The sequence below is a fragment of the Rhodoglobus sp. genome, from assembly GCF_053580035.1.
Window position 1 is genome coordinate 1 of the sequence record NZ_JBMDVL010000002.1, and the last position, 13427, is coordinate 13427.

Annotated in this window: 11 protein-coding genes; 2 read left to right on the plus strand and 9 right to left on the minus strand. The window is 58.1% G+C overall.

Features of this window, described 5'->3' with window-relative positions; translation table 11 throughout:
• From ACOH1Z_RS09335 to ACOH1Z_RS09360, 6 genes are all read right to left on the minus strand, one after another.
• Positions 1-947, minus strand: a 947-nt coding sequence (locus tag ACOH1Z_RS09335) for a hypothetical protein (RefSeq protein ID WP_449648223.1), incomplete at its 3' end; no start/stop codon positions are given.
• 918 nt (positions 948-1865) lie between these two features.
• Positions 1866-2225, minus strand: coding sequence for a hypothetical protein (locus tag ACOH1Z_RS09340; RefSeq protein WP_449648224.1), 360 nt, complete (start codon positions 2223-2225; stop codon positions 1866-1868).
• Between the two features lie 67 nt (positions 2226-2292).
• Positions 2293-6972, minus strand: a complete 4680-nt coding sequence (locus tag ACOH1Z_RS09345) for a PA14 domain-containing protein (protein WP_449648225.1) — start codon at positions 6970-6972, stop codon at positions 2293-2295.
• A gap of 192 nt (positions 6973-7164) precedes the next feature.
• Positions 7165-9126: a hypothetical protein gene (locus tag ACOH1Z_RS09350; protein ID WP_449648226.1), complete on the minus strand. Its 1962-nt coding sequence runs from the start codon at positions 9124-9126 to the stop codon at positions 7165-7167.
• A 391-nt stretch (positions 9127-9517) separates the two neighbouring features.
• A complete protein-coding gene (locus ACOH1Z_RS09355; RefSeq protein ID WP_449648227.1) occupies positions 9518-9808 on the minus strand; it encodes a hypothetical protein in 291 nt (96 codons plus the stop codon).
• Positions 9809-9892: 84 nt separating this feature from the next.
• The gene (locus ACOH1Z_RS09360; protein WP_449648228.1) at positions 9893-10177 is read right to left on the minus strand and encodes a hypothetical protein; all 285 of its coding nucleotides are present in this window, start codon (positions 10175-10177) and stop codon (positions 9893-9895) included.
• Between the two features lie 187 nt (positions 10178-10364).
• On the opposite strand from ACOH1Z_RS09360, the gene ACOH1Z_RS09365 reads away from it, so the two are divergent.
• Positions 10365-10940 carry a helix-turn-helix domain-containing protein gene (locus ACOH1Z_RS09365; protein WP_449648229.1) on the plus strand — a complete coding sequence of 192 codons (576 nt, stop codon included), beginning with the start codon at positions 10365-10367 and terminating at the stop codon, positions 10938-10940.
• A 21-nt stretch (positions 10941-10961) separates the two neighbouring features.
• Positions 10962-11174: a hypothetical protein gene (locus ACOH1Z_RS09370; RefSeq protein ID WP_449648230.1), complete on the plus strand. Its 213-nt coding sequence runs from the start codon at positions 10962-10964 to the stop codon at positions 11172-11174.
• An 84-nt stretch (positions 11175-11258) separates the two neighbouring features.
• Here ACOH1Z_RS09370 and ACOH1Z_RS09375 read toward each other — a convergent pair whose 3' ends face one another.
• The 3 genes from ACOH1Z_RS09375 to ACOH1Z_RS09385 form a co-directional block, all read right to left on the minus strand.
• Positions 11259-12323 carry a DUF6984 family protein gene (locus ACOH1Z_RS09375; RefSeq protein WP_449648231.1) on the minus strand — a complete coding sequence of 355 codons (1065 nt, stop codon included), beginning with the start codon at positions 12321-12323 and terminating at the stop codon, positions 11259-11261.
• Positions 12324-12496: 173 nt separating this feature from the next.
• Positions 12497-12874 (minus strand): hypothetical protein, encoded by a 378-nt coding sequence (locus tag ACOH1Z_RS09380; protein WP_449648232.1) that lies wholly within the window; start codon positions 12872-12874, stop codon positions 12497-12499.
• A gap of 167 nt (positions 12875-13041) precedes the next feature.
• Positions 13042-13329, minus strand: a complete 288-nt coding sequence (locus ACOH1Z_RS09385; RefSeq protein ID WP_449648233.1) for a hypothetical protein — start codon at positions 13327-13329, stop codon at positions 13042-13044.
• Positions 13330-13427: the final 98 nt, after the last annotated feature.

Consider the following 13427-nt stretch of genomic DNA (forward strand, 5'->3'; position numbering starts at 1 on the left):
CCACACGTAGTGTCACCGAAACCATAGGTGAGCACATGCCTCGGGATGACCGCCTGGGTCAAACGGCCTGCCGCGTCGAAGGTGTAAGTCGAGGTTTCCGTACGCGGATCAGCCACCCACGAATCCGACAACGTGTTCTGAATAATCCGACCCGACTGCGACCGCACCACCGAATCCGACACCACCGTTGAATCCGGGAAACCCCAACTGAAACCAGTACCCGCACCAGCCTCATTACGGGTGATACTACCCAGGCTGCTGCCGTTGGCATACGCGACCGACTCCAGAAGCTGCGTCGCCGACACGTACGAGGGCGTCGCAATGGCGACGTCGTTGTGTTTGACCACAGTGACCTTGCCGTCAGCGTCATACTCAAATGACTGCTTACCGGTCACACCGCCACCGACCGTGGTGACCGAAGTCACACGACCCGTCTTCAACGCGTACTCAGGGGTCGTCACCGTGCCCCACACATCCGTGTAGGTCACCGTGCGGCCGAGAAGGTCACTGGTTGCGGTGATGATGCCAGCCGAATCTGTCGTCGTCACAACCATTTCATCTCCAACGAACCCGTAGGTTGTCGTGGTCGTACGGGCCGGAGACGAACCGAATGCGGACAGCACACTCGAGGTTGCCCGACCGCGATCGTCGAAGTAGTTGCAGCTCCAACTCGTGTCGCCGGAACGCTTCGTTCCGACCGTGCGCCCCCACAAGTCATAAACGAACTCCGTCACCACGGCACTGCCCACCGCGGGCGTTGCACCGGTCGACGTCTTCATGAAGCCGTGCTGCGGTGTGCTCAACGGAACACCACAGACATCCGCAGTGAAACCGGCCTCGGCCAGCGTCTCGGTGTCACCGTAGTAAACCGAAGAGTTGCCCTCAGATGCGGCCGGCGCGGAAGCTCCTGCCGCCTCAACAGCACCAGGAAGGTTACGCAGAACCATTCACCACTGCCAACACCAACGACTCCGTCCTCTCTCGTCGCAAATCTACGTTGACGTTGGCCGCGCGATACGCATATGCCAGTGGGATGCTGTGCCTATGGGCCGCCGTCACTGAGGGAATGTCGCGGGAGTCGAGCTAACTAAGGCACCGAGCGAGTCCCGCTAGCACATGCCCCCATATTCGTGAGTCATTTCTACCGTCTGGTTGCGACTGAATAGTCAACCAAGTCGGTTCAGCTAGACAATTCTTGAAACTCGTCCTCAACAAAGAGTGATTCGTCGCAGGGGAGAAACAAAATAGCTACCGCAATGCTGCACCTTGCTGAATCATCTGGTGGACTAAAGCACTCGTTTCCGCAGGCTTGGCGTAGGCAAGTAACGTCGCATTCGCGGGCACAACTGTCGCGGTTAGTGCGGGCCCGCCTGCGACAGGCGAGCGCAGCTCGATGCCGATCGTGTCTCTCCCCATGTGTATCGGGACGGCTGTCAGTTTCGATATCTCTGACCATTCGAATCGTGCCAATGGCACGACCTTATCTCGCCCCCAGAAGGACACCCCCGTTGAATCCACGCTCAATACCACAAGTGCGGGTACGTCTCTTGCGAGAGTTGGTTGGCTATTCAAGCGTCGATTCAACGCGTGCGCGAGACTCGCATCCGCTCTCGCGATAAAGTTGGGGCCGTCAGGGTTCAGGGCGACAACTCTTCTCAGCCTCACCTGCGCTGGCACAACATACAGCGCGAGGATAGCGGACACCAACACTAGGCCAGCACCAGCACCAATGAGCGAAGGTCCGATTGCTGCCGGTTCGAATAGCCCCGGTCGCCCCGAACCTGGCGCTATATCTACCTGTGGCCAGAATCTACCGAGCACAAAAAGAACGATCCCGAGCAAGCCCAATGACAACAACACGCGGATCATATCAACCCATTCTCTTTCGAGTAAGCCGCGCGCGCGGCCGCGACTCTATTCTCGTATTCCTCGCGAGTAAGCAACGGTTCTCCCGCTGAACGCAACAAGTACCCGGTCCTATCATCCACCGTAGCGAGGTCGACGTACGCGAGAGAAAACACTGTCGTATATCCAAGCGCGGCTTCTCGATCCCGTTGCACCGTCCACATCACAAGAGCAACAATCATCGAGATAAGCGCAGATCCGGCAATCACAAGGCCACCGATAGTGAGCACTAAGAAATGCTCGTTCAGCCCGAACGTAACCATCAACCCACTGATTGAGCCAGAAATCAGTAAAATGATAGCGCTGACTAGGGCAAACATGACGCAGAATTTCTGGGAGGGTCCTGAAACACGTCTGCCAAACTTTACATGTGAGTGCATCGCAACCTCATTTCTGTGGGATTAAGGCGCCGCCGCCGAACGCGGCACCGTGAACTCCGCTCCAATTCGAGACCCAGCTCACCTGCCTACTGGCCGGTGCAAACAGCTTCACTATCGGACCCGCACCTCCCACCGCGACTGAAACTATACCCAGTCCACAAGGCACACCCCACCCATTCGCTGAACACTCGATTGCCGTGGAAATAGCTCCTAGCCCAACCGCCGCCACGCCAAGAACAGCGGCGACCGGTGCGCCAATTCCAGTAGCCGCAAGCATAAGGGCCGCAACCCCTAGGATTCCTGCGGTGATGCCTAATCCGATGCTCCAAGCGCTCCAGTCGTCCCTAGTCATCGGCTTCACAGGGCTGAGATTCGCTCCTGGCCTTTGATCCCGACAGCTACTGCTGCGGTAAATGACACATCGTGTCGCCGATGCCGAGTTGGGCTTATTTGCGCGCCATAGCGCCGCGGCAGATTTGCCGCTGCTTCTGGAAACACGATCGACAGAGTCCGCTGTGTACATGCCGCTGAGGTCGAGTCTGTTTATCGGATCGGCCGGGTAATCGTAGTCGTTCGAGACTCCGCCCTCAACCGGGTCAACCTCCAGGAATCTACCCAGGGCCGGAACATACTGTCTCGCCCCCATTTCGATTGTCGCGATCGATCCCTGGTGCTCGTAGAGTTTTCGGTGCGCACCCACAAACGCATAGTCCGCGTCGCCAGGGGCAGTATCAGTCACTGCGTCGTCCGCCGTCACCGTTCCGATATCGCCGGTGGCACGGTCGATGGGCTGCCCAAACGGGTCGAACGCGGCTCGCGCCCCGATCCGGATACCCAGGTGGTCCGTCAGGATGATCGAGTCCCCGCGCAGGTTCGGATACGACCATTTTGCATCCGTAGCCACGCGAAGAGACACACTTACGCCGCCAGGCAACGACAGCGACTGCTCGATCAATGCTCCTGAGCTATCCAAGACCCCGAACAAGCCATCAGCGGTGAAGGTGTAGCGCAAAACTTCCGCAGTGCCATCCGAAGTGGTCGAAGTCCGCTGCACGATCCGCCCCGAGACATCTCGTAGATACGAGATCACGGTGGCGTCCGCGAGCGTGGTTTTGATATGAGCATCGGTCACGTCATATTCAAGGATCTGGTCCGCCAACTTGGAGGTGTTACCGTGAGCGTCATAGCTCAGCGAAGTTGCATCAAGATTGCTCGCCAACAATGCGTTCGCGCTCACTGAGGCACCAGTCACTGTGGTTGACACCAGCCGGTCGGACACGTCGTAGCAGTAACTCACCGTAGTTGGGCTGCCACCATCCTTGGAAATGGTCGAGAAAGTGCGATTTCCGTTGCGACCAGCGAAATCACTCGTGTCAGCACCACACACGGTGTCCCCGAAGCCATATGTGAGCACGTTCCGTGGGATCACTGCCTCGATGAGTCTGCCGACAGCGTCGAAGGTGTAATGCGAAGTCTCGGTATGTGGATCTGCAGCAAAGGTGTCCGTAAGCGTGTTCTGAATGACCCGACCAGACTGAGACCGAACCACCGTGTCCGACACTGTGGCACCATCCGGGAATAACCAGGTGAAACCGGTACCCGCACCGGCTTCATTGCGTGTCAAATTGTCCAGAGAACTGCCATTACCTGCGTTGCCAACCCCGGCAGGATAGTCCACGCTGGCCAGCAAGCCGGTTGCCGCGTTGTAGCTAGGATCGGCAATCACTTCGCCGTCTAGCTTGACGAGTTCAACCTTCCCGTCGACGTCGTACTCGAACGACTTGGTCGATGGTCGGCCCCCATTAACTACGACCGTCATCGATAGGAGTTGCCCCGTCTTTGCTGCATAGCTCAACGTGGTGCTCGTACCCCATACATCTTCGTATGAAATTGTTCGCCCAAGCAGGTCTGAACCGGTGGAGATTGTGCCTGCCGAGTCGCTTTGGGAGACTTCGCGAGGATCGCCGCCGACGGCATAGTTGTTCGTCGCTACTCGCGCAGCACCTTCGCCGAAAGCCGGGAACGAAATCGTGAGGGGGCGACCCCGAACATCAAATGTTGAGCAGCTCCAACTCGTGTCGCCGGAACGCTTCGTTCCGACCGTGCGACCCCACAAGTCATAAACGAATTCCGTCACCACGGCACTGCCCACAGCGGGCGTTGCGCCGGTCGAAGTCTTCATGAAGCCGTGCTGCGGTGTACTCAACGGAACCCCACACACCTCAGCCGCGAAACCGGCCTCGGCCAGAGTCTCGGTGTCGCCGTAGTAAACCGAGGAGTTGCCCTCCGACGCGGCCGGCGCGGAGGCCCCTGCCGCGGCAACCGCAGCAGGAAGGTGACGTGTCAGACGACGCAGATACCCGCTTCCGCCCGGAGCTTCGTAACTTTCCGCCGTCGTCAACGCCAACCCGTCGGGGTCAATCGTTGTGCTCGTCGCCGCGCCCAACCACGGGTGCTCATACTGCAGCGAAGTCACGATGTCGGGCACCTGCGCATCAGACAGCCCGCTCGATACCGGTGCTGAATCGTGCACGGTGGTGCGGTTCGCCAGCCCATAATCGGGCGAGAACGCAGAGCCAGGAACCGTTGTCCAAGTCTCCGACCCTGGCACCTTCCACTGCAAATCCAGCTCGGCATTGCCCGTGCGATCCGCATACGCCAGACGGATGCTCTTCGTTTGACCCGCCGTGACGGCAGGAATATCGCGCTCAGCAGAAGTGTGAGCGTTCTCCCCCGCCCAGTCGCCGATCACCAAAATGTCATCGATCCACAACTGCGTCGCATCATCGGCGACGGTGCGGAAGTTGTAGACCCCAGCATCCGGGAACGTGATCAAACCAGTAGCCCGAAGTGACCAATTATCGGTGACTCCCAGCCCTGCCGGTGCTGTTGCGTCCCAGTCCTTGACCAGAGCGCCGCCAGCACCCTCGAGCCCAAAGTTGAAGGCCTTCGGGGCGCCCGACAAAATCGGGTTCGAGTAGAACGCGACGTGCAAACCCTCGAGTGAGTCATCGAACGCGGTCTCGGTATGCGCAGGAACAATTGCACAGGATGGCAACGGCAACCTGTCAACGTCGAAGCAGCTATCTGGCGCTGGACCATAGCTGTCAGTCGCACGATCCTCGCCGTCATAGATCGTTGTCGTCATGAGTCCCGTGGCGTCTGTCGCCGACAGAATCAGGTCGTCAGTGTTCCACACTTGTGATGCGGTGAGCCCCATCGCGGATGTCGCCGTCAGCTGACGCCACGCCGAATCGAACGTGACCGTCTTGGCGTGGGCACCCGAAGGCAGCACAAGCCCGTCAACATCTACATAGGTGCTGCTTCCGTCATAGGTAAACGTCTTCTTAGGACGCTCTCCCGCGGTGGTCCCATCCGGTGCCGGCAAAGTCACCGACGTCGCCTTACCTTCGGCATCGTAGACAATCTCGACCGTCGACTCCGCTGCCGGAGCATTCGACGTCGCCGCGAGCCAGTCGTTAGCTAACGAATCGCGGATGACCGACATGCGGCCCTCGGCGTCGTATCCGAAGCTCGACAGCTCGTTGCCGGGATCAAGAATCGCCGCCAACTGCCCGTTGCTGTTGTAGAACAGACGGGTCGTGTCATCCGCGTCCTCAACATGGCCAGGGTAAATAATGCGGCACAGCATGTTTGCTGGCGGCTCGGCATAGTCGAGACCCGAATCGAACGGGCAGGCGTTTCCTGACAGATCAGTCGAGTCAGTGATCCCTAACCCAACATCGCCAACAACATCACCCGCATAGGCGAAGCGCACCTCGCGAGAGTACGTCGGCGGAGACGTAGCAGGCAGCACCTCAGAAAGCGGGTCAGAAATCCGATCAATCTGACCAGTACCTTCCCGGTAATGCACAATCGGCGTCGCAGGCTTCTGCGAATCTGCAGGACTCGTTACCGACCCCACCTTGCCCTGCGCCGTGAAGGCGTAAACCGTGCCGTCGTCTTCAGTGAGAATGACCAACCCCGCACCATCCACCGAGAGCACACCGTACTCACCCTTCGGCGTTGTGTACCCGCCCGACGACTTCTTGGCATAAATATGCACAGAACCCGAGATGTCAGTGAGCGTCACCGATGACTCGGTGACCGTCGCCGAAGCGTAAACACCAGAATTACCATTCACCGGAGCGGAACCGTTCCAACCAAAGGGAAGCAGCGGGATCTCAGTGGTGAACCAGTCCGGTGGCACTGGGATAGCGGTAGCACCATTGAACTTCACGAGAAGCTGAACGCTCGAATTGGCCACAGCTTCGTAGTAGTCGAGCTGGAATCGTGCGGGCACACCCTCCGTCAGTGAAATTGCGGTACCCGTTGTTTCTGCAAAGCCATTCGTCCAAGCGTTGATCAGCTGGGTGTCGGCGACTCGCAGTGTGACCCCGTCATCAGCCTTGATGACGAATTCATAGCTGCCGGTGCCTCCCGTCGGCGGAGTGATGTAACCCGTCCAGCGAGCCAAGAAATTGTCTACGGGAACAGCCGGTGCCGGAGATTCAGCCGCCCAATCGAAAGACACCGCCGGATCCGTGCGAACAAGCACTGGTAGCTTGTCGTCGAAATCAAACTCTGGGGTGGATGTTGGTGACGCTTTCGCAGTGAAGTAGCTGCCAATGAGACCCTTCTTCGATGAAGGCGACCGCAGCGAGTTGTACGCAAACGACATACCCATCGGCCCACCAACAGTCGACACCATCGGCGACGTGAAGCCCAGGCTCACATTACCGTTGGCGAGGTTGACCGAGACGGGACCCGCAGCATCGGTCGGAGCAGGACCCGCAGAGCCGATGCGCTGATCAACCTTGAACGAATTGACCCACGCCCCGTCGAGATCAACGTCGATACCATCACTGGTCAGGGCAACCTACGTGTACGTGCCACCATCCTGGAGCGTGCCCGCAGGCACCGTCCAGGTCGGCTCACTCAACCATCCCGAAGAGATGATCGCGCCCGACTTGCCATCGGTACCCGTAGCAATGCGGAATTGGTACTCCACCGTTGCGCCCTCAGCATCAACTACGGCGCCTGTGCTCAGCGTCGGGGTCAGCGAAACCAGCACAGCATCGTCGACGGGGGCCGCGGAAGCGCGGTCCGGAGTCGGAGCCGGTGAGTTAGTGGTGAATGATCGCGTTGGTGTCGACCGGATAGTGGAAGTGCCGAGGTGGCCGTTGTAGCCGTCCTTAACGTAAGCCTTCCAGTAGTAGGTCGTGCCCGCATCCAACTGATCCTGCGGAGGCACCTGCTGCTGTGCCGTAGTCGACCACGGCGAAGTGAACACCTCGCTCGCCCCGATGTCGCTCGTGGTGCCGACCCTGTATTGGTACGCCAAACCCTGCCCGCCCGGATCACTACCGATGGCCTTGAAAGTGGGCATCACCGGTGCACCAACAGCCCCGTTAGCCGGTGTCGGCGCAGCAAACCCTGACACAGATGGGTAGTTCTTCCAAGCGATTGCTAGTGCTGTATTGAGCTGCTTGTAGGTGTAGTTCGAGCTTTCATCCCCACGGATATTCAGCGCGCCACTGGTTCCTCCAGCATTAACTACGTTCGAGTAGAACTGTGCGATAGGAGTGGCGGAAGTGCTCCCCGAACCAGAACTTATTGAGAATGACCCAAGAGTTGGGCCATAGCAGTTGTAACCCCAACACTGGTTGACGGTGATTTTTTGGGTACGTGTCGTTGTTGTGCCATAGCCGCCATATGCCCCAGCAAACGTCGCAGCTAAGACCTGCTTCCCCGCCAGCGTAGGGAACCTATATGTCGCACCAGTGCGCCAGAAGGTGTTCCCGTTGCTGCGCGAATTTCCTACCTGAACAGCGTCCGTGCGAATGTAGCCATCGGATTTGTAAGCTCGCAGGGAAGAAACCCCCACGCTGAGCGTGGGGTCGACCATCACGGGGTATTCGCGGTCCGGTGCCGTGAGCCACTTGGGGTCAGCGGAGAGTTCTAGTCGCCACTTGTTGCCGACGTGGCTCAGCTCGATGTCGAGGTTGATCAGTGAAGGCTCACGGACTTCTTCGATACCTGATGAGTCCCAAGCGATCGGCGCAGGGATGTGAAATTTGGTGACGCCTTCCTTGTCAAGGAATACGATTTCGCGGAACTCGTTTACTTCCAAGGTGAGACCAGGTGCGGATACTATCCACGACCACGACGATTCAGCCTTCGACGGGATTTCGTTCAACACGAGCGTCTCTTTGACTGAACCAGCTTCGACGTCATATCGGAGATCAACATCATCAAACACGTCGTGGTACTCGACACTGCTCGGGTCCGCTAGCCGACGGTTCGCAATCGGACGAGACATCCGACTGTCAGCAGAACCTTCGAGAGCAAACGAAACTCTGTAGCCATCACGCGCAACTTCGAGCACCGCATCATCATCGGCTTCGTTGCCGAAAGTTGGCTTTAGCGGATGCTCGTCTGCGCCCCAGCGGCCAGCCTCCCAATCGGTGACATCAGTCGAAAGTTCGGCCCAGTTTCCGTCCGGCGTGCGAACGTTCAGCGGAACAAGCGAAAGCTCCGACACGTTGGTGCCGTCTTCGAGGCGGTAGGTCGTTTCAAACTCGGTCCGTGACACAACATCAGTAGCTGCCGGGTCAAATTCATCTAGGTCAACTTGTGTAGGCCTCGGTGCCGACTTAGCCAACCCTCTGCTCGTTGCTTCATTGAGCGGCCCACTCGACGCCTTATCGAAGCGGCCCGCGGGAAACTCTGTAGCGTCTGGCACCACCGTTGGCGAATCGATTGCCGGAATCAGCTCGACCGATTCGGAAAGGGCGGCAGGGGCTGCGGCGGCCTGCTGAACGGGCTGAATCAAAGTCACAACTAACATCAAAGAGGTAGTCATGGCCATGACGAAGAATAGGGACCAACGAACAGAGAGAAGCAAAGCAACACCTTCGGATGGCGGTACCCATGACCCTCGGGGAGGACATGGGGGCGAGTCCACGAGAATGGTTGCCAATCGAGAAGCTATCGCTAATGAGATTTCCTCCGCTGTCCGCATTAATGAGGACAGCCCAGCTTTCCTTGGCCCCAGTTCAGGGGTGCACCGTCGACCTCCAACAGTGTCGAAGTCGGGCGATTTGGGCCAGCATAGTGCGCCATCGGGCCACCCCCGATTCGCACGAAGGTGGAGCGAAGCGCTTCAAAGCTAAAACTACTACCAGCGAATCAGCAAAGCACCTAAGACGATAAAACGGGGCATCTCCGTGTTAGATGCCCAAGAAGACAAACACAACGCCGGCCAGGAGAGACAGCATCCCCAACGCTCCCCCGACCACCGCGAAGACAACTGATATCCGGTGCCACCTACGGTCGGGCATCCGGCGCGCAAACCAAGTCCAACCCAATTTCTCGAAACGCTTGCGACTCTTACGCGCGTAAGTTTCTCGTTGGGTCCAGGTGTATGTGGCAGCAAACAGCAACAACATGCCGAGAAAGAGAAACCCTTGGGCATTAGTTGCCGGAATGGGAGCCCCTGAACCTGACGCTAGTAGTTCCATGACCATCCGATTCCTGGGAAACACCCCCGATGAGAAATATACTCACTATTCGCACGTCGAGAACCCCCCAGCAGATGAGCGTCTTCAGTGAATGAGTGAGATGACTGCGATCTCGTCCGGTCCACGTCGATAGATTCCGGCGTTGTACTCGTCCGAAGGGTTGATGTGCTTGCCATCCTCGAGCTCCAGCAGTTCTCGGCGCTTCGTCGAGTTCGCGGTGATGTCGCTCACGTCTCGATCGCGCTGGAGAAGCACCCGCTTCACGCCAGGTCGCTCCACGAATTCGGAGAGAGCGCGGCCATTGCTATAGCCCAACGAGGTATCGAACTCCCAGCGAAGGCCACTCTCGTCGACGAGTGCCATAGCCATCATCCGCACTTTAGGTGGAGATTTCTGCCCGCGCTTGCTCAAGTTGCCTCCCGCGCTCGAGTCTAGTGAGGAGCGATCTCGGCAGTGATCGTGGACAGTCCAGCGAGCGGGAGCATCCGGAATTACATGAGCTAACCAAAATATGTTTTCCAAGCTATATTTGGGAGAAAGAAGAGCGGTGATCACTATGGCAAATGCATCCACGTTGATCCGTGCTGCCCGAAAAAGTCGTCGCCTAACCCAGGAGCAGCTCGCTTCCCGCTCCTCGATCGATCAGGGCAGCGTTTCTCGCTCTGAACGGGGGCGCGATGCAAGCTTCGACACCATCGATCGCCTTTTAGCTGGAGCAGGGCACCGGTTGTATTCGGCACCCACTCGCCGGGACGACGCGGCAACCGCCGCTACCGAAATCCGTCACCAGCTCGCTGCCGGCGATAAAGACAGAGCGCTACGGGCCTTGCTGCAGCTCAACGACAATCTTGTGGCCGAGCACGGACTGATTCGCGGAGTCCTCGGGCTTGCCGAGCCCGAGTCGACTCGAGACCCGGTGTGGGATGCCGCACTAGCGGCGCTTGTAGCGTGGCGTCTCTCCGACGAGGGCATTCCTCTGCCGCAGTGGGTTGATCTCCCCAACCGGTTCCTCATCAGCCACCGGACCCTTGAAGTGGACCCCGCAGACCCTGTTGCTCCACTCGCAGAAGTCCCCACCGAGTTCGCTAAACGCGGCGTTCTTGCGTGGCGCGACACGTTCAAGAGCGTGTAGTCGTGGCAACCACTCTCGGCGATGAAATTGCGCGCCAACCGCCCCGGTCGCGACACCCGCGGCATCCGACTACTCCTGAGCTTGTGCGAGATCAGCTCCCTCGACGACGCTGACGAGTTGTACGAGGAGTTCTACCCGGGTGACAGCCTCGACCCCCGAGCGGTATCGATGGTGACCGCGATACTCGCCGATGGGAAAAGCGACACCCCGCCGCCGGGTCCGATCAACCTATGAAGCTAATTAAGCGAATTGCCGTCACGTTTCAATGGTGAATTCAAGTTTGCTCGCACCTTCAAACTGCTTGCCAACGTTGGCCTTTCACTGGAATGTCTGCGGGATTTCTCGCAGCGGTGAGAAATCACCTTTGAACACGTCGAGCTCAAAAAGTTCATCGAACTGATCCACGTTCAACGTGGCGGAAACCCACATGCCGTCAACATCAAAGAAAGTTACCTCCGCTACTTGATCCTCGAAACGTCGTTCGAGCGAAGGAGGGCCGATCGCCAAGCTGCCCATACCGCCATCGTTCATTAACGCAACGGTCAGCGCTGAGAGGGTGGCAAGCGAACCCGAGAACCGCGGGGTTCGTTTGACCAAAGCACGCAAAAGCCGCAGTTCTGCCTCGGTCGGGGATCGATAAGTCAGTTCCAGCGAAAGCAGCGCATTTTCGACAAGGGCATGTTGGCCAGACACTGCTGACCGTGCGCCGAACCGCTCTCTCGCCAAGTGAGACAGCATCCAACGCATGGTTCCGATTCTGTGGCACTTTGCTCCCCGTATTGCATGAGAGACACCAGAAGTCTCATCGACCGAATCGGCGGCCTGAGCTTTCTTTATCGAGCTGGCAAGAAACTCTTTCGCTTTGCGTTTCGTCCATTCCAGGCGCCCTGTGAAAATGAGCTCGAATGCCACATCAAACGGGTCCCCGGGTGGGGCCAACGTTGGCAACTGCGCCAAATGCTGCGCGATCTCTACTGTTTCCAAAAACCGCCGCTGTGCGTCGAAACAGTCTGACAGCTTGAGCCAATTCAGCACCCAATCTGGCCGAGCTTCGACCGCGAGCTCAGCCCATTTGGTTTCTCGCCCATTCGGGTCTTCGAGCATCGAGCTATCCCACCAGCCCGACAAAACCGCCGCGCGAGTTGCCGCTCCGGCCACGATCGCCGGGTCGTCGTGAGAAAGAAGCTTCGAGAGCACATCGATCACATGAGCATTTTGCTCGTCCGTCCAAATGTCGTTGATAGCTGCGAAGCTAGCCGCAATAGTGAGCAATGCCGATTGTTCCCACTCGCGCGAAGGCACGTCGAAGGGCTGCTCCGCCGCTACTGCGATCAGCACCTCACGCTCTCGGCTCGTCGGAGGAACCCGCAACGATGTGCTCATAGTTCGACTCCAACCTTCCGGATGCTTAGGCGCGCCAATTACCGCGGCTCGGGCACCACTTTGTGCCACCAAAAATACCGCTTCTGAGGCAACCTCGAAATGCCCCGTTGTGGGCAGCCCACGGCAAGTGAGCCTTCGGGCCCGAAACCTAGCTGGCGCCCGCCATGACTGAGTTACCACGTAGCTGAGAACAGACCCCACAGCCTAAAACCTGTAACCCCGGCAAGTCCTTTAGTTCCGATTACCTCTAGGTGCTCGACGATCTCATCGACAGTATCGCCTGAGTCGTCGCTCACGCTGCCGCCCTCAAAGTGAAAGTGAGAGCCAACATTGAGAACATAGGAGCCGTCGTAGGCCACGAATACTTCGGCATAAGCAGCCCGAGGGTTTGAGGGGCAGAATTCGACGGCAACTCCGTGGAACATCTCCGATGGACCGTGGAAATTAATGCGCACACGGGGAAAGCGCACGTCGACCCGCTGCACCACGTCGGTCGCGATACTCCGCGCGAAACTGTAGTCCACGCCATTGTCTGGTGGTTGCTTATTCATTAGATAGCTCTTTGTTTGCGAATAGCCCAGCGCCCTCGGTATTTAGGAACAGGAACACTCCAAGCAGAAGTAGGGGGCCGCGATATGGAAGAGCGAACTGAAACCACGAAGTCATCGGTCTCAGTTACCCCTACCTTGCGTTCTCCAGTCCCGGCTTGCTTGAGAGTTCACTCCCATGCAATTTCGACTTTCCAGCCTGCGAAACCGAAAACCTTCACAAGCCGTTCTACAACCAGCGAGCGTGGCCGCGATGCGGTATCCGGGATTGTGTTCGCATAAACCACCACTGATATCCCTCGCGCCGCGAGCGGTTCAGAAAAGATGCGCAGTTCCCCCTCTGAATCGCAGTACCGGGTCTGAGTGCGCGCCGAGAGGATCACCGAATAGCCCTGCGAAGAAGTCACCTTTGATCGCAACCAATTCTTCGTGAACCGCTCCTGATCCTCCGCCATCATGGTGCTGAGTATTGCAGAGGGAAGCGGCCACACATCACGAGCGCGCGCACTTCCACGAGTTTTTGCCAGTCGATCTAGGCGCTGAGCGACGGATTCCC

Excerpts from the sequence above, each read along its gene's own strand:
- ACOH1Z_RS09340 (WP_449648224.1), bottom strand. The coding sequence starts at position 2,225 with ATGTTTGCCCTAGTCAGCGCTATCATTTTACTGATTTCTGGCTCAATC.
- ACOH1Z_RS09345 (WP_449648225.1), bottom strand. The coding sequence starts at position 6,972 with ATGGGTATGTCGTTTGCGTACAACTCGCTGCGGTCGCCTTCATCGAAG.
- ACOH1Z_RS09355 (WP_449648227.1), bottom strand. The coding sequence starts at position 9,808 with ATGGAACTACTAGCGTCAGGTTCAGGGGCTCCCATTCCGGCAACTAAT.
- ACOH1Z_RS09360 (WP_449648228.1), bottom strand. The coding sequence starts at position 10,177 with ATGGCTATGGCACTCGTCGACGAGAGTGGCCTTCGCTGGGAGTTCGAT.
- ACOH1Z_RS09365 (WP_449648229.1), top strand. The coding sequence starts at position 10,365 with ATGGCAAATGCATCCACGTTGATCCGTGCTGCCCGAAAAAGTCGTCGC.
- ACOH1Z_RS09370 (WP_449648230.1), top strand. The coding sequence starts at position 10,962 with ATGAAATTGCGCGCCAACCGCCCCGGTCGCGACACCCGCGGCATCCGA.
- ACOH1Z_RS09375 (WP_449648231.1), bottom strand. The coding sequence starts at position 12,323 with ATGAGCACATCGTTGCGGGTTCCTCCGACGAGCCGAGAGCGTGAGGTG.
- ACOH1Z_RS09380 (WP_449648232.1), bottom strand. The coding sequence starts at position 12,874 with ATGAATAAGCAACCACCAGACAATGGCGTGGACTACAGTTTCGCGCGG.
- ACOH1Z_RS09385 (WP_449648233.1), bottom strand. The coding sequence starts at position 13,329 with ATGATGGCGGAGGATCAGGAGCGGTTCACGAAGAATTGGTTGCGATCA.